This is a genomic window from Quisquiliibacterium transsilvanicum (assembly GCF_014202215.1).
Lineage (GTDB): Bacteria > Pseudomonadota > Gammaproteobacteria > Burkholderiales > Burkholderiaceae_E > Quisquiliibacterium > Quisquiliibacterium transsilvanicum.
On record NZ_JACHGB010000004.1, the window covers coordinates 418,513 to 438,523 of the forward strand.

General features: G+C 71.1%; 14 protein-coding genes. 5 read left to right on the forward strand and 9 right to left on the reverse strand.

Annotated elements, in window-relative coordinates; genetic code table 11:
- Window positions 1-15: 15 nt before the first annotated feature.
- From HNQ70_RS11400 to HNQ70_RS11440, 9 genes are all read right to left on the reverse strand, one after another.
- On the reverse strand, window positions 16-2,817 hold the full coding sequence (locus HNQ70_RS11400; protein WP_183967537.1) for a nitrate reductase: 2,802 nt from the start codon (window positions 2,815-2,817) through the stop codon (window positions 16-18).
- On the reverse strand, window positions 2,814-3,200 hold the full coding sequence (gene nirD, locus HNQ70_RS11405) for a nitrite reductase small subunit NirD (RefSeq protein ID WP_183967539.1): 387 nt from the start codon (window positions 3,198-3,200) through the stop codon (window positions 2,814-2,816). The genes HNQ70_RS11400 and nirD overlap by 4 nt, the downstream gene beginning before the upstream one ends.
- 32 nt (window positions 3,201-3,232) lie before the next feature.
- Window positions 3,233-5,677 carry a nitrite reductase large subunit NirB gene (gene nirB, locus HNQ70_RS11410; RefSeq protein ID WP_183967541.1) on the reverse strand — a complete coding sequence of 815 codons (2,445 nt, stop codon included), beginning with the start codon at window positions 5,675-5,677 and terminating at the stop codon, window positions 3,233-3,235.
- Window positions 5,678-5,754: 77 nt separating this feature from the next.
- Window positions 5,755-6,600, reverse strand: coding sequence for an ABC transporter ATP-binding protein (locus tag HNQ70_RS11415; RefSeq protein WP_183967543.1), 846 nt, complete (start codon window positions 6,598-6,600; stop codon window positions 5,755-5,757).
- 19 nt (window positions 6,601-6,619) lie between these two features.
- Window positions 6,620-7,486: a nitrate ABC transporter permease gene (gene ntrB / locus HNQ70_RS11420; protein WP_183967544.1), complete on the reverse strand. Its 867-nt coding sequence runs from the start codon at window positions 7,484-7,486 to the stop codon at window positions 6,620-6,622.
- A 36-nt stretch (window positions 7,487-7,522) separates the two neighbouring features.
- Window positions 7,523-8,827 (reverse strand): CmpA/NrtA family ABC transporter substrate-binding protein, encoded by a 1,305-nt coding sequence (locus HNQ70_RS11425; RefSeq protein WP_183967546.1) that lies wholly within the window; start codon window positions 8,825-8,827, stop codon window positions 7,523-7,525.
- A gap of 365 nt (window positions 8,828-9,192) precedes the next feature.
- Window positions 9,193-10,476 carry a nitrate- and nitrite sensing domain-containing protein gene (locus tag HNQ70_RS11430; protein ID WP_183967548.1) on the reverse strand — a complete coding sequence of 428 codons (1,284 nt, stop codon included), beginning with the start codon at window positions 10,474-10,476 and terminating at the stop codon, window positions 9,193-9,195.
- Window positions 10,477-10,552: 76 nt separating this feature from the next.
- Entirely contained in the window at window positions 10,553-12,427 is a 1,875-nt protein-coding gene (locus HNQ70_RS11435; RefSeq protein ID WP_183967550.1) for a pyruvate kinase, read from the reverse strand.
- Between the two features lie 101 nt (window positions 12,428-12,528).
- Window positions 12,529-13,332, reverse strand: a complete 804-nt coding sequence (locus HNQ70_RS11440) for a DUF3750 domain-containing protein (protein ID WP_183967552.1) — start codon at window positions 13,330-13,332, stop codon at window positions 12,529-12,531.
- Window positions 13,333-13,415: 83 nt separating this feature from the next.
- Between HNQ70_RS11440 and arsC the strand changes: the two genes are divergently transcribed.
- The 5 genes from arsC (at window position 13,416) to HNQ70_RS11465 (ending at window position 19,820) form a co-directional block, all read left to right on the forward strand.
- Window positions 13,416-13,841, forward strand: coding sequence for an arsenate reductase (glutaredoxin) (gene arsC, locus HNQ70_RS11445; protein WP_183967553.1), 426 nt, complete (start codon window positions 13,416-13,418; stop codon window positions 13,839-13,841).
- A gap of 10 nt (window positions 13,842-13,851) precedes the next feature.
- A complete protein-coding gene (gene mscK / locus HNQ70_RS11450; RefSeq protein WP_183967555.1) occupies window positions 13,852-17,193 on the forward strand; it encodes a mechanosensitive channel MscK in 3,342 nt (1,113 codons plus the stop codon).
- Between the two features lie 14 nt (window positions 17,194-17,207).
- Window positions 17,208-17,609 carry a DUF2784 family protein gene (locus tag HNQ70_RS11455; protein ID WP_183967557.1) on the forward strand — a complete coding sequence of 134 codons (402 nt, stop codon included), beginning with the start codon at window positions 17,208-17,210 and terminating at the stop codon, window positions 17,607-17,609.
- Between the two features lie 141 nt (window positions 17,610-17,750).
- Window positions 17,751-18,404, forward strand: a complete 654-nt coding sequence (gene ribA / locus HNQ70_RS11460; RefSeq protein WP_183967559.1) for a GTP cyclohydrolase II — start codon at window positions 17,751-17,753, stop codon at window positions 18,402-18,404.
- Window positions 18,405-18,614: 210 nt separating this feature from the next.
- Entirely contained in the window at window positions 18,615-19,820 is a 1,206-nt protein-coding gene (locus tag HNQ70_RS11465; RefSeq protein ID WP_183967561.1) for an ABC transporter substrate-binding protein, read from the forward strand.
- The last annotated feature ends 191 nt before the right edge of the window (window positions 19,821-20,011 follow it).

Consider the following 20,011-nt stretch of genomic DNA (forward strand, 5'->3'; position numbering starts at 1 on the left):
CGTGGTGCTGGCCGGTCAGGCGCAGGCCTGCGCCCGCGCGGACTCGGGCACTCCGTCTGCGCCGCTCGCCAGGCGCTTGAGCTCCGGCACGCAGGCGCCACATCCGGTGCCGCAGCGCAATCCTTGCTGCAGCGAGCGCAGCCGTTCCTCGGTGCCGCCCGGGTGGCCGTCCAGGTGAGCCCGAATCGCCCGGTCGCTGACGTCATGGCAGGTGCAGACGGTGCGGCCGCGATCCTGGACCGGCACCGGCGGCTCGGCGTGCGCGGCCAGCAGCGAGCGGGCGTGGCCGCCGACCGCCAGCCGCTCGCGAAGCATCGAGCCCATCCAGCCCGAGGCGCGGGTGTCGCCGGCCAGCAGGAAGGCCTCGAGCCGCGCCGTCTCGCCTGCGCCGTCGAGCCTGAGCGCGCGCCGCTGGCCGCGGCGCGGGTCGGCGTAGCGCAGCGCCGCCGGGCCGTCCAGCTCGAGCAGCTGCTCGATGCGTCCGAGCACTGCCTGGTCCGCGGGTTCGGCTGCCGCGGCGCGCAGCAGCACGTCGATGCGCTCGCCGGCGCCGCCGGAGAAGGGCACGCAGGACGCGAAGCCGAAGTCGTCGAAGGTCTCGCGCAGCGCCTGCCGGATCGTGAGCGCCCGTTCTTCAGGCAGCCAGGCGAGCGCGACCAGCCCCCAGGGCAGCTCGCAGCGTTCGATCGAGACGGCCGAATGCTTGAGTTCGGGCTGTTTCGAGTCGGGGCAGAACGCCGGGCTGCTCAGGGCGTTGACGCCGGCCAGCGGTGTGCCGTCAGCGTCGCGGCCGCCCAGGAACTCATCGCCCCAGTGCATCGGAATGAAGGCCTGCGAGGCGCCCAACTCCGGCGCCGGCCGTGCCGGCAGCACCAGCGCGCCGCGCGCGGAGGCCACGCGCACGAGGGTGCCGTCGCCGATGCCCAGGCGCTCCATGTCCTGGGGATGCAGCTGGACCGCGGGCTCGCCGGCGTGGTCGAAGAGCCGCGCCACGGCGCCGGTGCGCGACATGCCGTGCCACTGGTCGCGCAGTCGTCCGGTGTTCAGCGCGAAGGGTCGTGCGGCGTCTGGCGCTTCTGCGGGCGGGCGCCAGGCCGTATCGTCGAAGCGGGCCCTGCCGTCGCCGGTGGCGAACACCAAGTCCTGGTAGAGCCGGGCGGTGCCGGCCGTCGCGCCCTCCGGCAGCGGCCACTGTTGCGGTCCGGCGCGATCGATCATCGCCCAGTCCAGGCCGGTGATATCGAGGTCCCTGCCGCGGGTGGTCTCGCGATGCTCGTTCCAGATCGACTCAGGGTCCTCAAAGGGAAACAGGCCGGGGCGGCCCAGCCGCCCGCCGAGGCGGCGCGCCAGTCCCACCACGATCGCCCAGTCGTGCCGCGCCTGGCCGGGCGGGGGAACCGCGGCGCGCACCCGGCTGATGCGTCGCTCGCTGTTGGTGACGGTGCCGTCCTTCTCGCCCCAGGCGCTCGCCGGCAGCAGCAGGTCCGCGTAGCGGCCGGTGGCGGTGCCGGCGAAGGCCTCCTGCAGCACGACGAACTCGGCGCGCTCCAGCGCCCGGCGCACCGTGGCCTGGTCCGGCATCGACTGCGCCGGGTTCGTGCAGGCGATCCAGAGCATCCGGATCTCGCCGTCGGCCGCCGCCTGGAACATCTCCACTGCGGTGCGCCCGGGACGCTCCGGCACCGAAGGCACGCCCCACAGTGCGGCCACCTCAGCGCGGTGCGCGGGGTTGGCGAGATCGCGATGGGCTGGCAGCAGGTTGGCCAGGCCGCCGACCTCGCGCCCGCCCATCGCATTGGGTTGTCCGGTGAGCGAGAAGGGCCCTGCGCCCGGCCGGCCGATCTGACCGGTGGCCAGGTGCAGGCCGATCAGCGCGGCATTCTTCGCGGTGCCACTGCTCGACTGATTCAGTCCCTGGCACCAGAGGCTCAGCGTCGCCTGCGAGGTGGCGAACAGGCGGGCCGCGGCATGCAGGTCCTCGACAGGGATTCCGCAGGTGCGGGACACGCGCTCCGGCGTGCAGTCGGCAACGGTGCGCGCCAGCGCCTCGAAGCCCACGGTGTGCCCGGCGATGAAGCCGGGCCGGGTCCAGCATTCGCGGATCATCAGGTGCAGCATGCCGTGGAACAGCATGACATCGGTGCCGGGCTGCAACTGCAGGTGGAGGTCGGCGGCCGCGGCGGTCTCGGTGCGGCGCGGGTCGCAGCAGACGATGCGCAGCCCTGGCCTGCGCGCCCTCGCGTCCTCGATGCGCCTGTACAGCACCGGGTGGGCCCACGCCGGGTTGGCGCCAGCGATGAACAGGCAGTCCGCGTGGTCGATGTCCTCGTAGCAGGCAGGCGGGGCGTCGGCCCCCAGCGTTCGCTTGTAGCCGGCCACCGCGCTGCTCATGCACAGGCGGGAATTGGTGTCGACGTTGTTGGTGCCGAGCAGCCCCTTGGCCAGCTTGTTGAAGACGTAGTAGTCCTCGGTGAGCAGCTGCCCGGACACGTAGAAGCCGACCGCATCCGGGCCGTGGTCGCCCACCACGCGGTGCATCGTGTCCGCGGCGAGATCCAGCGCGTCGTCCCAGCCCAGCGGCGCCGGGGCCGCGCCGCGATGCTCGCGCCGCATCGGCACGAGCAGCCGGGCCTGGGTCGCAACCCGGGGCGAGGCGGTGAGGTGCAGCGTCGAACCCTTGGTGCAGAGCCGGCCGAAGTTGGCCGGGTGCTCCGGATCGCCGCGCACCCCGGTGATCCGCTGCCCGTCGGACTCCACCAGCACGCCGCAGCCCACGCCGCAGTAGGGGCAGGTGGAGCGGGTTTCGTGCGTGCTCATGCGCAACTCGCTGCCCGCCCCGCGGGGCCGGCCGCCGGCCGGCCGAGGTCGGTGGCCCGCCCGGCCAGTTCCCCGGCGTCGAGATGGACCACGCCGCCCTCGACGCGCACCGAGAAAGACGCGGTGCAGCCCTCGTCGGGCGCCTGTGCGCGGCCGTCGGCGAGCCCGATGGTCCAGTTGTGCAGCGGGCAGGCGACGCTGCGCCCGAACACGATGCCCTGCGACAGCGGGCCGCCGCGGTGCGGGCAGCGGTCCAGCAGCGCGAACACCTCGTCGGCGGCGGTGCGGAACAGGGCCACGTCCAGGCCCTGCTTTCGGGCGACGCGGCGTGCCCCCAGGACCGGGATGTCGTCCACCCGGCAGATCGCTTTCCAGTCGTTCATCGTGTGCTCCTCGGGATCGGTTCGTGGTGCGCTCACGCCGGGACGGGCTCGAACTGCCGGGCGTCGACACCGGCGGCGGCGAACTCGAACCACGGATCCGGCTCGCCCTCGAGCGCCGCCTGCAGCCGCGCCCAGAGCGCGCGGCGGCCTTCGGCGTCCTCGACGACGCAGCGGCGGACGTGGTCCAGGCCGACGCGATTCACGTAGTGCACCGTGCGTTCCAGGTACCAGCCCTCCTCGCGGTAGAGCTGCATGAAGGCGCCGGTATGCTCGAGCACCTCCTCGGAGCTGCCGAGCTTGACCAGGAAGTGGCCCACCTCGGTCTTGATGCCGCCGTTGCCGGCGATGTACATCTCCCAGCCGCTCTCGACGCCGACGATGCCGACGTCCTTGATCCCGGACTCGGCGCAGTTGCGCGGGCATCCGGACACAGCGAACTTGACCTTGTGCGGCGCATACATCCGCCACATCGCGCGCTCCAGGTCCTTGCCCAGGCGGGTGCTGTCCTGCGTTCCCATCCGGCACCATTCGCTGCCCACGCAGGTCTTCACGGTGCGCAGCGCCTTCGCGTAGGCATGCCCGCTGGGCATGCCGAGGTCGCGCCAGACGGCGGGCAGGTCCTCCTTGCGCACCCCCAGCAGGTCGATGCGCTGGCCACCGGTCACCTTGACCGTGGGAATCGCGTAGCGGTCGACGACGTCTGCGATGCGGCGCAGCTCCGCGGCGCTGGTTTCCCCGCCCCACATCCGCGGCACCACGCTGTAGCTGCCGTCCTTCTGGATGTTGGCGTGGCTGCGCTCGTTGACGAAGCGGCTCTGCGGGTCGTCCTTCGCCTGCTTCGGCCAGGTGCTGATCAGGTAGTAGTTGACCGCCGGGCGGCAGGCCGAGCAGCCATCCGGGCTGCGCCATTCCATGAAGCGGAACACCTCGGGGACGCTCAGCAGCCGGTGCGTCCGGATTGCGTCGCGAACCGCCTGGTGGCCATGCTCGGTGCAGCCGCAGATCGGCCGGGTCTTCGGCGTGGCCGAGTAGTCGCCGCCGGCGGTGGACATCAGGATCTGCTCGACCAGCCCGGTGCAGGAGCCGCAGCTGGCGCTGGCCTTGGTGTGCTTGCGCACCTCCTCCAGCGTGAACAGGCCCTGCTCCTTGATCGCCTTGCAGATCGCGCCCTTGGTGACGCCGTTGCAGCCGCAGACCTCGTCGGTGTCCACCATCGCTGCCGCCTTGCTGTGTCCTTCGTGGCCGCCGTCGCCGATGCCGGATTCGCCGAACATCAGCCGGTCGCGGATGTCGGCCACGCTGCGGCCATCGCGCAGCAGCCCGAAGTACCAGCTGCCGTCGACCGTGTCGCCATACAGGCAGGCGCCCACCAGCCGGTCGTCCTTGAGCACCAGCTTCTTGTAGACCCCGGCCGACGGGTCGCTCAGCACGATCGACTCGCTGTCCTCGTCGCCCTTGAAATCGCCGGCGGAGAAAAGGTCGATCCCGGTCACCTTGAGCTTGGTCGAGGTGAGCGAGCCGGTGTAGCGGCCGATTCCGAACTCGGCGAGGTGATTGGCCGCGACCTTCGCCTGCTCGAACAGCGGCGCCACCAGTCCGTATGCGACGCCGCGGTGCGCCGCGCATTCGCCCACCGCGTAGACGCGGGGGTCGGTCACCGTCTGCAGGGTGTCGCTCACCACGATGCCGCGGTCGACGTGCAGGCGCATCCGCTCGGCGAGCGCGGTCTCAGGGCGGATTCCGACCGCCATCACCACCAGCTCGGCGGGACTCTCGCGTCCGTCCCGGAATCGCACCGCGCGCACCCGGCCGTCCTCGCCGCCGAGCAGCTCCTCGGTCTGCGCGCCGACCAGGAAGCGCAGGCCGCGCGCCTCCAGCGATTCCTGCAGCATCCTGCCGGCCACTTCGTCGAGCTGGCGCTCCATCAGCGTCGGCGCAACGTGCACCACGCTCACGTCCATGCCGCGCTTGAGCAGGCCGTTGGCCGCCTCCAGGCCCAGCAGCCCGCCGCCGATCACCACCGCGTGCCGGCGGGTGGCGGCAGCCTCGATCATCGCCTGGGTGTCGGCGATGTCCCGGTAGGCCAGCACGCCGCCCAGCCCGCTGCCCGGCACCGGCAGGATGAAGGGCCTGGAGCCGGTCGCCATCAGCAGGCGGTCGTAGCCGGCCTCGATCGCCTCGCCGTCCGGATTGCGGGCGCGGACGATCCGCCGGGTCCGGTCGACCTCGGTCACGGTCCAGCCGGCGTGCAGCACGATTCCGTGGTCGCGGTACCAGGACCAGTCGTTGAGGACGATCTCGTCGAGAGTCTGCTCACCGGCCAGTACCGGAGACAGCAGGATGCGGTTGTAGTTCGGATGCGGCTCGGCGCCGAAGACGGTGATGTCATGGCTGTCCGGAGCGATGCGGATCAGCTCCTCGAGCGTGCGCACGCCGGCCATCCCGTTGCCGATCATCACGAGGCGGGGTCTTTGCATGGTGTCTCTCCCTGGCCGGCGGGCTCTCTGGATGAGCCCGGGGTCGGCGTTCTGTTCTGTTTCGGTACGGTGGGTGCTCAGGCGCGCAGCGCGGCGCTGCGCTGCGCGAGATCGGCCGGCGCGCCGCGCAGCGGCTCGACCTTGCGCTGCTTCTCGTACAGGAAGCTCAGCACCTCCTGACGGCAGCGGTTGTAGTCGGCGTTGCCGGCCAGCGCGATGCGTTCGCGCGGGCGCGGCAGCTGCACGTCGAGCACCTGGCCGATGGTAGCCGCCGGCCCGTTGGTCATCATCACGATGCGATCCGACAGCAGCACCGCCTCGTCGACGTCATGGGTGATCATCATCACCGTGTTGCGCCGCTCGGCCTGGATGCGCATCACCTCGTCCTGCAGGTGAGCGCGGGTCAGCGCGTCCAGCGCGCCGAAGGGCTCGTCGAGCAGCAGCACCTTGGGCTTCATCGCCAGCGCCCGGGCAATCCCCACGCGTTGCTTCATCCCTCCGGAGATCTCCGACGGGAGCCGCTGCAGCGCGTGGCGCATGTTGACCATCTCGAGGTTCTGGAGCACCCAGTCGCGGCGCTCGCCGGCGCCGAGCTTGCCTCGGAACACCTTGTCGACCGCCAGCGCGACGTTCTGGTAGACGGTCAGCCAGGGCAGCAGCGAATGGTTCTGGAAGACCAGCGCGCGGTCCGGTCCGGGGGCGCCGACCTCGCGGCCGTCGACGATGACGCCGCCGATCGAGGGCTGCAGCAGGCCGGCGACGATGTTGAGCACGGTCGACTTGCCGCAGCCGGAGTGGCCGATCAGCGAAACGAACTCGCCGCGCTGGACGTCCAGGTCGATGCCGCGCAGCACCTCGCTGGTGGTTCCGCCGCGCGTGAAGCTCATTCCCACGCGGGAGATGCTCAGGTATGCATTGCTCATGGTGTGCTCCGCGTTGCGGTCAGCCGGCGGACGTGCCGCGCGTGACCCAATTGCCGACTGCGGCGACCAGCCGGTCGAGCAGGAATCCGACGACGCCCACGTAGACGAGGGCGAGGATGATGTCGCTGATCAGCGACGAGTTCCACGCGTCCCAGATGAAGAAGCCGATGCCCACGCCGCCGATCAGCATTTCGGCCGCGATGATCGCCAGCCAGGACAGACCGACCCCGATGCGCAGGCCGGAGAAGATGTAGGGCGCCGCGGCGGGCAGCATCACCTTCCAGAAGTACTCGAGGCCGTTGAGCCGGATCACGCGGGCCACGTTGCGGTAGTCGTCCGGGATGTTGCGGATGCCCACCGAGGTGTTGATGATGATCGGCCAGATCGACGTGATGAAGATGACGAAGATCGCCGACGGATTGCTGTCCTGGAAGCCGGCCAGCGAGATCGGCAGCCAGGCCAGCGGCGGCACGGTGCGCAGCACCTGGAACAGCGGGTCGAGCCCGCGCAGCGCCCAGGCCGACTGGCCGACCAGCACTCCCAGCGCCACGCCCGCCACCACCGCGAGCGAGTAGCCGTAGGCCACCCGCTCCAGGCTGGCGAGGATCTGCCAGGCCAGGCCCACGTCGTTGCCGCCGTTGTCGAAGAAGGGGTTGGCGATCAGTTCCCAGCTGTCCTCGATGACGCGGCTGGCGCTGGGCAGCGCGGCGCCCGGGCTGGAGCCGAGGATCTCCCAGATGCCCACCAGCAGGGCCAGGATCGCCAGGGGCGGCAGGACATGGGCGGCCAGGCTGCGCAGCGCGGGGACCATGCGTGTGTGCCGGGCCGGCGGGGCGCCGGGCGTGGCCGGCAGGCGGACGGCCGCCAGGGTGTCGGTCTGTTTCATCTCGGGCTCCGGGGAATTGCTCGTTGCCGCATCGGGTCAGGCGCGCAGATGCTTGATCGACAGGCTGTCCAGGTAGGCCTGCGGCCGTGCCGGATCGAAGACCTTGCCGTCGAAGAACTTTTCCACGCCCCGCGAGGTCGTTGCGGGGGTGTCGCTCGCGGCCACGCCGAGCTCGCGCGCGGCCGCGCGCCAGAGATCCTCGCGGTTGACCTTCGCGATCCAGCCCTTGCCGTCGAAGCCCTGCGGCAGGTAGCCCCAGCGGACGTTCTCGGTGAGGAACCAGAGATCGTGGCTTTGGAACGGGTAGGACGCGTGGTCCTTCCAGTAGCGCATCTGCGCAGGGCTGTTCTCCACCACGCGGCCGGTGCCGTAGTCGAAGTCGCCGCGCAGCCGGTCGACGATGTCCTCGAAGGGTGCGTTGATCCAGCGCCGCTTCGCGCAGATCCGGGCGACCTCCTCGCGGTTCTTCCGGTCCTCGCACCACATCTGCGCTTCCATCACCGCTTTGAGCAGGGCACGCGCGGCGTTCGGGTTGGCGTCGACCCAGTCGGCCCGCATCGCGAAGGCCTTCTCCGGGTGGTTGTGCCAGAGCTCGCCGGTGGTGTTGGCGGTGTAGCCGATCTTCTGGTTGATCAGCTGCCGGTTCCAGGGCTCGCAGACGCAGAAGGTGTCCATGCTGCCGACCTTCATGTTGGCGACCATCTGCGCGGGCGGCACCACGATGGTGGAGATGTCGCGCACCGGGTCGATGCCGCCGGCCGCCAGCCAGTAGCGCATCCACATGTCGTGGGTGCCGCCGGGAAAGGTCATCGCCGCGCTGACGGTCTTGCCGGATTTCGCCTTGGCGGCAAGCGCCTTGCCGAAGGCCTTCGCGTCGGTGCCGACCTTCAGGTCGCGGTACTCGTTGCCCACCGAGATGCACTGCCCGCCCAGGTTCAGGCGCGCCAGGATGTACATCGGCACCTGGACGTTGTTGGCCGTCATCGCACCGCTGCCGATCAGATACGGCATCGGGGTCAGGATGTGGGCGCCGTCGATGCCGTTCCTCGCCGAGCCGAGCACCAGGTTGTCGCGTGTGGTGCCCCACGACGACTGCTTCATGACCTGCACGTCGCTCATTCCGTGCCTGGCGAAGAAGCCCTTCTCGTCGGCGACGAACAGCGGGGCGGCATCGGTCAGCGCGATGAAGCCGAGCTTCGCAGTCTGGGTTTCGGGCTTGCCCGCGGCTGCGCGCGCCGCGCGGGGCAAGGTGCCGGCGGCGAGCGCGGCGCCGCCCGCTGCAGCCGCTCCGAGCAGCAGGGAGCGGCGCGACCGGTCTGCAATGGCTGAGGGTTCTTTCATCGACGACTCCCGTGGCAGTGAGGAACGAAAAACGGCGCCTTCGCGACGCCTGCGCGGGGCAGGCGGGCGAACGACGCCGTTGTCGGTTCGGTCCCTGAGGACCCGTGGAACCCGCCGCCGTTGGCGGGCACCACGGGCCATATCAAGCAGTTTGCGTGCCAGGGCATTGACGAACGCGCCGCAAGCCTGCTGCGAGTGCGGCCCGATCCGGGTCCTGCCAAGGGAGACCGGCCCGCCAGGCGACCGCTGAGCCTTGTCTGTCGAGGCCTCCAGCGGCAGGCCCGGTCCCCGGCGCTGGTGCGTCACGGCCCGCGATCGTGCGCCTGAAGGCACTGTTTTTGTGCGCTGCAGCAGCAGCGCTGCACTCAGCGCGGGCGTACCGGGAGCAGCTCGGCCATCGCCAGCACCGCCTCCGCGACCTCCGCCAGCCGGCGATTCCGCTCCATCGCCATCCGCCGCAGCGTCCGGTGCGCCTCCTCCTCGGTGAGCTGGCGATGAGCCATCAGCAGCCCCTTGGCCCGTTCGATCAGCTTGCGATCCTCGAGGCTGCTGCGGGCGGTGTCCAGCTCCGCGCCGAGCGTGCGCAGACGCCGCGCCTGTTCATGCGCCAGATCGAGGATCGATCGAACGAGCTGCGGCCCGAACACCCCGGCGTCCAGCGCGTCCGAGTCGTCGAGGGGGAAAGCTTGTTCGGCGCAGATGACGCCGGCCGGGGCTCCTGCAGCGCCGGTCCAGGCGGGTTCCCGGTGGCGGCCCGCATCCAGAGCCAGGAGGTCGGTCTGCGCCGCGGCGCTGCGGTCGTGGCAGGACTGGACCAGCGCGTCGGCAAGCCGTTTCTCGACCGCCCGCATCCGATCGATGCGTTGCGAGCAGGCCTCGAACCACTCAGGGCCGAGCGAATTGTCGAGCGACCCGTCCGCAGGGGCGGTGCACAGGATGCGACGCAGTCGTTCCAGTCCGGCGAGCACGGGCGGCGCCTGATGCGCCTGCCAGGCGTCCTGGTGCGCGGGCCCGGCGAAGTCGGCGAACACGGCAAGGCAGCGCTCCTGGGCGTCGATCAGGTGCAGCAGCCGCTGCTGGGCTGCCGTCCGCGCACGCTCGCCGGCAAGCATCGCCGTGCCAGCGGCGCGCTCCTGGCCGGCGAACTCCTTGCCCTGCATGAAATTGAATAAGGCCACCAGCTGGCGGGAGATCCCCGGGTCGGCGGCGCTGTCGGCTGCCTCGAAAACGACCGCCAGCAGTCCTGCCACCAGTCGCACGTAGGCCGCCGTGGCGCGGTCGGTCGAGGGCGTGAGCTGGTCGATCTCCGCGCGCAGTCCGGGCAGCGCGTCCAGCGCGCACAGCAGCTGTGCCACGCGGGCGAACAGGCGTGCGCCGTTGCCGGCCCTGGCCGGATCGATGTCCAGGCGGTCCAGGCAGGCGCGCAGGGCGGCCTCGCTGCTGTCGCTTGCCTGGCGCTGCTCGCGCATCGGACCGTCGGCGCGGACGCCGCCGGAGCCGAGGTAGAGGTTGGACAGCCCGCGCTCGCGCTGCAGCTCGTGCACCAGGCTTGCGGTCGCATCGACCAGGGCACTGGTCTTGGCGAGCCGCCCGAGTTCGGCGATCTCGCAGCGCTTGGCGGCGATCAGGAAGTCGATGGTCGATTTCACCGGGTTGGGCGCATGGTGCGCCAGAGGAGGACCCGGAGAAAGAGGCAAGAAGCGGGCCTGCTGCCTCGGCCTCAGGTCAGCGCCACGCCCCCAGCGCCCGCAGCAGCGGCCGCTTCTTTGCCTGGTGGCCCTGCATCCTGCACAGGATGTCGTCCAGCGTGCGCATCGCGTCGACGATGTGCGGTCCCTTGTTGAGCATCACGCACTCGGCCCGCTCGCCCATCGCGGCGTCGGTGATCTCGGCCCGGGAGGGGCGGCCGGTCTTGGCCAGCGTCTCGAGCACCTGGGTGGCCCAGACCACCGGCATGTGCGCGGCTTCGGCCGCCCAAAGGATCTCCTCCTGCACCTCGGCCAGGCGTTCGTATCCGCACTCCACTGCAAGGTCGCCGCGGGCGATCATCACGCCAGACGCAGGACCTGCCATCGCCGCGAACATCAGCTCGGGCAGGCGTTCGAAGGCGCGGCGGGTCTCGATCTTCAGCAGGATCCCGGTGCGCGTCGCGCCCGCGGCGTCCAGGCGCGCGCGCAGCGCATGGACGTCCTCGGCGTGCTGGACGAAGGACAGGCCGACCAGGTCGGCGAAACCCGCGACCACTGCGAGGTCCTCGAGATCCTTCCCGGTCAGCGCGGGCAGCTCGAGGCTGCTGTCCGGCAGGTTGATTCCCTTGTCCCCGCGCAGCGTCTCGCCCTCGGGACGCGCCCGGTCGATCTCGACCTCGATCCCGTCGGCATCCGCGCAGCGGATCGTGCCGCCGATTCGTCCGTCGTCGAACCACACGCGCTCGCCCGCGCGCACCTGGGCGAAGACCTCCGGCAGCGTGCAGGCGATTGCGGGCGGCCCGTCATTCGCCGCCGGGATGCCGCGCGCGGCCGGGGCGGGTCGGGATTCGGAGGAGGGCGTGGCGGCAGGCCGTTCCAGCCGCAGCCGGTCGCCGCGGCGCAGGAAGACGCTGCCGGGCCGGCCGGGCAGGTCGAAGACCTGAGTGGAACGGGGCCCGCGGCAGCGCTCCCGGCGCAGCAGCTCGGTCTGCGGCACCAGGTAGAGCGTGCGGTCGGCCTCGGCAAGCACGCCGTCCTCGTCGCGGCGGGCCACGCGCAGGCTGCGGCGCGCGCCGCGGGCGTCGATAAGTTCGATCCGCTCGCCGGCCTCCAGCGTCAGCAGCCAGTCGGGGGACACGCCCAGGTGGGCCAGTGCGCCCCGGATCCGCTGGGCCGAGCCCTGCGGCAGCAGCCCCACCCGGGCGGGCGCCAGCACGCGGCCGAAGTCGTCGCGCAAGGGCCGCAGCTTGAGCACCACGGGCCCCGGGGCGATCCTGCCGGTGCGCAGCTTGGGGCCCGCGAGGTCGGTCAGGATGCGCACCGGTCGGCCGAGCGACCGCGCTGCGCTGCGCACGTGGTCGGCCATCGCCTGCCAGCGGGGCGCGTCGTCGTGGGCGCAGTTGATCCTGGCGATGTCCATCCCGGCCTCCACGAGGGCATGTACGAGCGCCGCATCCCCGGCCGCCTCCGAGGGCAGGGTGACCATGATGCGCACCGAGCGGTGCGCGGGCGCCGGCCCGAGCAGCTCGTCCGCGTTGCGCTGCAGCGAGGTGACGCGTTCCTCCGGGGAAGTTTCGCCCGCCGTCCGGCGACCGGCCGGCGCGACCCCCGCGGCCCGCCGCAGCAGGCCGAGCACTCGGTCCACGCTGGCAAGCACCTGCGGCTCGGAACGGCCCAGCGAGGAGGCGCCGAGCGCCGACAGCCGTTCCTGCAGACCGCGCAGATCGTGCTCGCGCAGCGCCAGGTAATGCGCCAGGTTGCGCGCGTCGGCGCGGCGTCCCGGCGCCACCTCGGCCAGCCGCGAAGCGCATTCGTCCTCTCGGGCAAGCATGCGCGCGCGCAGGGTCTCCAGCGCGCCGATCAGCTCGAGGGTGATCGCAGGCTCCGTGCTCGCAGCGGCAGGCAGTTTCATCGCTCTTCTTCCAGGGGGTCGCCGGACGATCCTGCCGCGCAGTGCAGCAGGGGGCCGTCCAGCGCCCAGCCTAGGCGCCGTCGATGACACCCTCGTGGCGGTCAGCCTCCGGGGCCGAGCTTGCCGATGCCGGGCAGCCGCAGCGCCGGGTCGTCGAAGTCGAGCCCGGCATTGAGGCCCAGCAGGTTGATTTCCAGGCCCTCCACCCGGCCGGCCGCGATGCCCAGCAGCCCGTAGACCGACAGCTGCCAGCCGCTGCCGCTGGGCGTGCGCTCGACGAAACTGCCCGCCGGCAGCCAGTCCTTGCCGATCGCGGTGGGCGGCAGGTCCAGGCCCAGCTCGGGGACTCGTCTGGCGACGAAGGCGGTGAAGGTGTTGCTGTTGGGCCCCGGCCAGGCGCGGTAGCGGTCGGGCCAGGGGTAGGCGGCCACCGCCTCCTCGACGCGGTCGATCAGGTCCTCGACTTCCGGGCCGCTGCGGCTGGCGAGCAGCACCGGGCGGGCGTTGAACCAGAACGCGTCGGCCGGCCCGCCCCGGCTCACGCTGACCACCGGGCGCCCACGGCGCAGGTTCCAGCCGAGCACGTGATAAGTCGAGTACTCCGCTGCGTCCTTCCGCTTGGCGGCGATCCAGGTGTGGATGCCGAACGCGCCACGCCAGCTGTAGGTGCGCGCGCCATACACCTGGAGCACCGCCTCCGGCGTGGTCTCGGGCCGGGGCGCCTGGCCGCTGCTCTCGCGGCTGGCGGCGCTCCAGTGGGTGTCCAGGTCGAGCTTGCCCAGCGCGAGCACGCCGAGCGGACCCAGCAGCATCAGCGCGATCGCCAGCAGCGTGTACAGCGCGCCCCGGCCGATCAGCGCGCCCCACGAGCGACGGGGTCTGCGTGTGTCCTGCGTTTGCGACATTTGATACTCTCCGCCGACATCCGATCGGCCATGCTGACAGCACAGGCCATCCACCCTGCGGCCGTCCGCGGCCAGGATGCTCCATGTCCGAAGTCACGATCTACCACAACCCGCGCTGCGGGACGTCCCGCAACGTCCTGGCGCTGATCCGCAATGCGGGCATCGAGCCGCGCATCGTGCTCTACCTGGAAACGCCTCCGAACCGGGATGAACTGCTCGCCCTGGTCGCGGCCACCGGCCAGCCGGCGCGCGCGCTGCTGCGCGAGAAGGGCACGCCCTACGCCGAGCTCGGGCTTGGCGACGCATCGCTCAGCGAGGATCGGCTGATCGACGCGATGCTCGCCCATCCCATCCTGATCAACCGTCCGGTCGTGGTCACGCCGCTTGGCGCGCGTCTGTGCCGGCCGTCCGAGACGGTGCTCGACCTGCTGCCTCGGCCGCAACTGGGCGCCTTCGCCAAGGAGGATGGCGAGCAGGTGGTGGACGCCCAGGGGCGGCGCGTCGCTTGAGCGCCTGCCGATGAGGCTGCCGCTCAGCCTGTTCAGCCTGCTCCTTGTCTGGGCCCTGGCGCAGGGGCCTGCCCTTGCGCAGGTGCCCGCGGCCCCCGCCGCGGCGCCCACCGCAGCGACCCTGAAGGGCCGGCTCGAAGCGCTGGCGGGCAGCAAGCTGCCCGAGGCCGACCAGGCCTCGGCCAGGCAAACGCTGGAGCAGGCGCTGGAGCAACTGGCGGCGGCCGAGGAATCGGAGCGCCAGCTTCAGGAGCTCAGGAAGACGCTGGAGTCCGCGCCGGCGCAGATCGCGCAGGCGCGCAGCGAGCTCAAGCGGCTGGAGGCCGCGCCCGCGGCGGTCCCGGCAGTGGCGCCTGGCCAGGAGCTGCCCGCGCTCGAGAAGGCTTTCGAGGAGCGGGATGCGCGGCTGGAGGAATTGCAGCGCGCGCTGAGCGAGGCCAACAGCCTGATCATCGGCGCGCAGACCCGGCCCGACCGAGCGCAAGGGGAGATCCAGGCGGGCCAGGCGCGGATGGCGGCGATCGCCGAGGCTCTGCGCAGCGGGCGCGAGGCAGGCAGGCCGCTGTCGGCCGAGCGGCGCGAGCTGCTCGCCGCCGAGTCTCGTGCGCTGGAGCTTTCCGTCGAGCTGCGCCGCCAGCAGCTCGCGGGCAACGATCAGCTCCAGCAGCTGGGGCAGGCGCGCCGTGATCTTCTGCTCCAGCAGATCTCGCGGCAGGAAGGCGCCTTGCAGGCGCTGCGCGCCGAGATCAATGCACTGCGCCGCGAGAGCTCGGAGCAGGCCGTGGCCGAGCTCTCCGACGACCTGCGCCGCGGCCTGACCGCGCCCGGCAAGGGCGGCCTGCTGGCGCGCGAGACGGCGATCAACCGGCAGCTGTCCGAGTTCCTGCTGCGCGCCACCGACCGGCTCAACGACCTGACCCAGCGCAACTTGAGGGCCCGCCAGCAGCTGGACATGCTCAGCCAGGCCGAGAAGACGCTGGAGGAGCAGATCAGCGTGCTCCAGGGAAGCCTGCTGCTGACCCGCATCCTCTACGAACAGAAGCAGGGGCTGCCGAGGCTGGACATCGACCCGCGGCTCGCCGACCAGATCGCCGACCTGCGCCTCTACCAGTTCGAGATCAACCGCCACCGCGAGCAGCTTGCCGATCCGGCCGCATATGCCGAGCGCCTTGTGTCGCAGGAGGAGGCGGGGTCGGTCGGCGACGGCCAGCGCAGGGAGCTGCTGGCGCTGCTCGAGACTCGGGCGGCCCTGCTCGAGCGGCTCAATCGGGAGCTGGGCTCGCTGGTGAACGAATCCTATGGCCTGCAGCTCAACCAGCGGCAGCTGCAGCTCACCGCCGACACGCTGCGCGCCACGCTCGACGAGCAGATGTTCTGGGTGCCGAGCAACCGGCCACTCGACCTGGCCTGGCTCGGCGCCCTTCCTGCCCGGCTGCAGCACCAGGCCGCGTCGGTACCTTGGGCCGCAACGGGCCGCGAGCTTGTGGACGGGCTCGCGGCGCGGCCCTGGGCGGGGTTGCTGGCGCTGGCGGTGCTCGCGGTGGCCATGGTGCGCAGGGGGGCCATCGGGCGCCGGCTGGCCTCGCTGCACGCCGAGGTGGCCTTCGCCCGGGACGACAGCCAGTGGCACACGCCTGCGGCGCTCTTGCTGAACCTGCTGCAGGCCGCGACGGGGCCGGCGCTGCTGGCGATCGCCGGACTGGCGATCCAGTCCGATGGGCGCGGCTTGAACGCGGACCTGGGCGCGGCGCTGCTGGCGGCGGCGACGGCCTGGCTGGTGTTCGCCACCGCCGGCAGGATCCTCGCGACGGGTGGCGTCGCGGAAGTCCATTTCCACTGGTCGCCGCCGGCGCTCGCGGTGATGCGGCCGCGCATGCGCACCCTCGGCTGGGTGGTGGTGGCGCTGGCCGCGGTGGCCACTTTCGCCGAGCACCGGCCGGCGGCGCTGGCCGAGGACGCGGCGGGAATCCTGGTGGTGCTCGCCTGCCTGGGCGCGATGGCCTGGCTGCTCGGGCACCTGCTGGTCGGCGAGCCGCAGGCGGGCAACTCGCCCTGGCGCGCGATCGGCAACATCCTGCTCGGACTGATGCCGCTGGCGCTGGCCGCGGCGATCGTCGCCGGCTACTACTTCACTGCGCTCAAGCTGGCCGGCCGCATGGTCGACACGCTTTACGTGCTGTTCGCATGGCGGCTGCTGCAGGCAGTCGCGGTGCGCAGCCTGGCGGTGGCGGCCCGCCGGCTCGCAGCGCAGCGCGAGAATCGGCGCCGGTTGGCGGCGGTGGCGGCGGGCGAGGAGCCGGACGCGGCCCTGCCGGACGAGGCGCCGGTGCGCGACATCGCTCAGGTCAACCAGCAGTCGCTGCGGCTGGTGCGCGTGGCGCTGCTCGGCGCGCTGGCCTTCGTGCTGTGGCTGGTCTGGGCGGACCTGATCTCGCTGTTCTCCTACCTCGAGAACGTGACGCTCTACGAGTACAGCAGCGGCAGCGGCGACAAGGCGGTGCTGATGCCGATCAGCCTGCGCGACCTGCTGATGGCGGTGGCGATCGTGGCCGGCGCGTTCATGCTCGCCCGCAACCTGCCCGGCCTGCTCGAAGTGCTGGTGCTGTCGCGGCTGCGGCTTGCCCAGGGCAGCGCCTATGCGATCACCACCCTGGTGTCCTACGTGATCGCGGGCGTGGGCCTGGTGGCGACGCTGTCGACGCTGGGCGTGAGCTGGGACAAGCTGCAGTGGCTGGTCGCTGCGCTGTCGGTGGGCCTGGGCTTCGGTCTGCAGGAGATCTTCGCCAACTTCATCTCCGGGCTGATCATCCTCTTCGAGCGGCCGGTGCGGATCGGCGACGTGGTGACGATCGGCAACCTGTCGGGCACGGTGAGCCGGATCCAGATTCGCGCGACGACCATCACCGACTTCGACCACAAGGAGATCATCGTCCCGAACAAGACCTTCGTGACCGACCAGATCGTCAACTGGACGCTCAGCGACACGGTCACGCGGGTCACGATCGCGCTGGGCGTGGCCTACGGATCCGACCTGGAGCTGGTGCGTCGGCTGCTGCTGCAGATCGTGCGCGAGAACCCGCGGGTCCTGGCGGACCCCGCGCCGATGCTGATCTTCCAGTCCTTCGGCGCCAGCACGCTGGACCACGAGCTGCGGGTCCACGTGCGCGAGCTGGCGGACCGCTCGGCGGCGGTCGACGAAATCAACCGGCGCATCGACCAGGTCTTCCGCGAGCAGGGCATCGAGATCGCCTTCGGCCAGGTGGACGTGCACATCCGCAGCTTCGCCGGGCCGGAGGCCCTGCTCGCGAAGCTGCCGGCCGTCGGCGAGTCGAAAGCCGAGCCGCAGGGCTGACGTGAAGGGCTGACGTGAAGGCTTCGTTCGATTCCCTCGCGGGCGCGGACGGGGCCGCCCTGCTGGCCGACCTGGTGCTCGGCTTGCACGCTGCCTTCGTGGTCTTCGTGGTCGCCGGCGGACTGCTGGTGCTGCGGCGGCCGCGACTGGCCTGGCTGCACCTGCCGGCTGCCGCCTGGGGCGTGGCGATCGAGTTCGGCGGCTGGATCTGTCCGCTCACGCCGCTGGAGAACCGGCTGCGCGCGGCGGCCGGCGAGGCGGGCTATGCCGGTGACTTCCTCGGCCACTGGCTGCAGCTGCTGCTGTACCCGCCCGGGCTGACGCGGGGGATGCAGATTGCGCTCGGCGCGGGCGTGCTGCTGGTCAACGCCGCGGTCTACGGGCGGCTGCTGAACCGCTGGCTGCGCCGGCGCTGAGGCCGCTGGCCGGGCGCCGATCCGGAGGGAATGGAAGCGCCGGAAGGCCCGCGGAGGCCGCGCGCGCTATCATCGTCGTTTTAGCGCTCCCGCCCGACGCCGCGCGCGGACCCTGTCCGAGCCGGCGGCGCGCCTGCATAGATGCCGACCAACACTTCCCCTGTCGATGAAGGCCAGCCTGCGGTCCGTCTGGTGGCTTCCTGCCGCCTCCCCACGCCGTGGGCAGTGTTCGAGCTGCATGGATTCGAGGAGATCGCCAGCGGCCGGGAGCATGTGGCGCTGACCCTGGGCGAGGTGTCCGACGGCGCCCCGGTGCTCGCCCGGATGCACTCCGAGTGCCTGACCGGCGATGCGCTGTACAGCCTGCGCTGCGACTGCGGCGCCCAGCTCGAGGCAGCGCTGGCGGCGATCGCCGCCGAAGGGCGCGGCGTGCTGCTCTACCTGCGCCAGGAGGGCAGGGGCATCGGCCTGCTGAACAAGATCCGCGCCTACCGGCTGCAGGATGCCGGCGCCGACACGGTCGAGGCCAACCACCAGCTCGGCCTGGCGGCCGACCTGCGCACCTACGAGGCGGCGGCCGAGATGTTCGCGCTGCTCGGGGTGAGCCGCTTGCGGCTGATGACCAACAACCCCCGCAAGATCCGCGCGCTCGAAGAGCGCGGCATCGAGATCGCCGAGCGCATGCCGCTGCAGATCCAGCCGAACCCGCACAACGCCGGCTACCTGCGCACCAAGGCCACCCGGCTCGGCCACCTGCTCACGGCGGCGGGCTCGCTGGACGAATCCGCGCCCTGAGCCGCGGGCGCGCCGCCCGCGGGCGCGCCGGTTTCCCGTTGTCCTGATCGGCATGCCCCCGACGGCGGGGCGGCGCGTGCCCGTTCCTGTTTTCCCCGTTCTGTGATGCACTGTGCGGAATCGTCAGACACGGTGGGTCCGGTCGACCCATCGCGGCGGCGGCGCCTCGCGCCGCTGCATGGGCGATCCAACTACAAGGGGAGACTGGACATGAGAAAGCTGTTGCTTGCGCTCGCCGCCACCGCGAGCCTGATCCACGCGGGCGCCGCCGTGGCGCAGAAGAACTATGGTCCCGGCGTGACCGATACCGAGATCAAGCTCGGCCAGACCATCCCGTACAGCGGGCCGGCGTCGGCCTACGGCACGCTCGGCCGCAGCCACGTGGCCTTCTTCAAGATGATCAACGACCAGGGCGGCATCAACGGGCGCAAGGTCAACCTGATCAGCCTGGATGACGGCTACAGCCCGCCCAAGACCATCGAGGCGGTGCGCCGGCTGGTCGAGAGCGAGGAAGTGCTGGGGCTGTTCGGAACGCTGGGCACGCCGACCAATTCGGCGATCCACAAGTACGTGAATCAGAAGAAGGTGCCGCACCTGTTCGTCTCGACCGGCGCGGGCAAGTGGAACGACCCGAAGAACTTCCCCTGGACCATGGGGTTCCAGCCGAACTACCCGGCCGAAGGGAAGGTGTTCGCTGCGCACATCCTGGCGACAAAGCCCAACGCGAAGATCGCGATCCTCTACCAGAACGACGACTTCGGTAAGGACTACCTGATCGGAGTGAAGGCCGGGCTCGGGGACAAGGCGAAGAGCATGATCGTCGCCGAGGCCTCGTTCGAGGTCACCGACCCGACCGTCGACTCGCAGATCCTGACGCTCCGCTCCTCGGGTGCAGACGTGTTCGTGAACGCCGCCTCGCCGAAGTTCGCCGCGCAGGCGATCAAGCGGGTCGGCGAGATCGGCTGGAAGCCGGTGCACTACCTGACCAACGTGTCGGCCACGGTCGGTACGGTCCTCAGGCCAGCGGGGCTCGATCATTCGACCGGATTGCTGACCACGCAGTTTCAGAAGGATCCGGGCGACAGCCAGTGGGACAAGGATCCGGAGATGATTGCCTACAAGGAGTTCATGAAGAAGTACTACCCGGAGGGGGACGTCAACGACCAGCTGAACCTGCTGTGCTTCGCTTCCGGTCATGCGATGGCGCACGTGCTCAGGCAGGCTGGCGACAACCTGACCCGGGAGAACGTGATGAAGATCGCGGGCAACCTGAAGGACCTCCGCGTCCCTGGCCTGCTGCCCGGGCTGACGATCAACACCAGCCCGACCAACCACGGGCCGCTGTCGATGCTGCAGATGGCGCGCTTCGACGGCACGAAGTGGGTGCCCTTCGGCGAGCCGATCACCGCCAAATGAGTTCCTGATAACAGGTCGCCGACGGCTGCGGGCCGCCGGCGGCGACCGCTCCCGCGGCGTTTACGTCCGCTTACTCATTGCGCCGGGGTTTTACACGGCGCCCCCCGGTTCGTCATTGTCGATCGGCGATACTCGGGGGATGCACCAGATCACTTCCAGACCCGCCGCTTTTCGCGCCGATCGCGGCGCCG

Bases quoted from the DNA above. Each gene is read 5' to 3' on its own strand.
- ribA (WP_183967559.1), top strand. From the start codon at position 17,751: ATGCCGACCAACACTTCCCCTGTCGATGAAGGCCAGCCTGCGGTCCGT.
- HNQ70_RS11400 (WP_183967537.1), bottom strand. From the start codon at position 2,817: ATGAGCACGCACGAAACCCGCTCCACCTGCCCCTACTGCGGCGTGGGC.
- arsC (WP_183967553.1), top strand. From the start codon at position 13,416: ATGTCCGAAGTCACGATCTACCACAACCCGCGCTGCGGGACGTCCCGC.
- nirD (WP_183967539.1), bottom strand. From the start codon at position 3,200: ATGAACGACTGGAAAGCGATCTGCCGGGTGGACGACATCCCGGTCCTG.
- ntrB (WP_183967544.1), bottom strand. From the start codon at position 7,486: ATGAAACAGACCGACACCCTGGCGGCCGTCCGCCTGCCGGCCACGCCC.
- HNQ70_RS11440 (WP_183967552.1), bottom strand. From the start codon at position 13,332: ATGTCGCAAACGCAGGACACACGCAGACCCCGTCGCTCGTGGGGCGCG.
- HNQ70_RS11435 (WP_183967550.1), bottom strand. From the start codon at position 12,427: ATGAAACTGCCTGCCGCTGCGAGCACGGAGCCTGCGATCACCCTCGAG.
- mscK (WP_183967555.1), top strand. From the start codon at position 13,852: ATGAGGCTGCCGCTCAGCCTGTTCAGCCTGCTCCTTGTCTGGGCCCTG.
- nirB (WP_183967541.1), bottom strand. From the start codon at position 5,677: ATGCAAAGACCCCGCCTCGTGATGATCGGCAACGGGATGGCCGGCGTG.
- HNQ70_RS11425 (WP_183967546.1), bottom strand. From the start codon at position 8,827: ATGAAAGAACCCTCAGCCATTGCAGACCGGTCGCGCCGCTCCCTGCTG.
- HNQ70_RS11415 (WP_183967543.1), bottom strand. From the start codon at position 6,600: ATGAGCAATGCATACCTGAGCATCTCCCGCGTGGGAATGAGCTTCACG.
- HNQ70_RS11465 (WP_183967561.1), top strand. From the start codon at position 18,615: ATGAGAAAGCTGTTGCTTGCGCTCGCCGCCACCGCGAGCCTGATCCAC.